The organism is Micrococcus sp. KRD128, from assembly GCF_017168395.1.
Lineage (GTDB): Bacteria > Actinomycetota > Actinomycetes > Actinomycetales > Micrococcaceae > Micrococcus > Micrococcus luteus.
The window spans coordinates 1-522 of the sequence record NZ_JABFAX010000064.1 but is presented as its reverse complement, the minus strand read 5'-3'; the positions used below and the strand labels follow the sequence as shown (position 1 = coordinate 522).

The following is a 522-nucleotide window of genomic DNA, read 5'->3' as shown; positions in this document are numbered from 1 at the left end:
GGGGCGGGCTGAGGACGACGGCGACGGGGTCGCGGACGCCGTGGCGCTGAGGGTGGGCGCAGCGGTGATCGGCACGGCGCCGACCGCCAGCACCCCGCGCAGCGCGAGGAACACGAGTCCCAGGCACAGCAGCACCAGGACCGCCCACAGGGCGCGTCGGACGGTGGTGTTCATCCGGGTTCTCCCCTCGTGTGCATCGGCCCGGCCCACCCGGGGCCGCGTCCGACGACGGCATGGTCTCACGCGCTCCGGCCTCAGCCCGGCGCGTCGTCCGTTCGGGACGGCCGAGGCGGCCGGGACGCAGGTGCGCCCCGGCCGCCTCGGCGCGGGCTCAGGCCAGGCCGAAGGTGCGGCGCAGGCGCACCAGGACGCCGGCGGCCAGGGCGCCGATGGCGGCCAGGCCCCACGCGGAGCCGTTGCCGGTCTCGACCGTGTCCGGGACGGTGTGGCCGTCCTCGGCCGGCTGCTCGGGCTCGGCGGGCTCCTCGGGGGCGGGGGCCGGATCGGTCGGCTCCTCCGGGG

Annotated in this window: 1 pseudogene; it reads right to left on the bottom strand. The window is 78.7% G+C overall.

Annotation, left to right across the window (positions count from 1 at the left end):
* Positions 1 to 331: 331 nt before the first annotated feature.
* Positions 332 to 522: pseudogene (locus J1M44_RS11495) on the bottom strand (hypothetical protein); the annotation flags it as partial.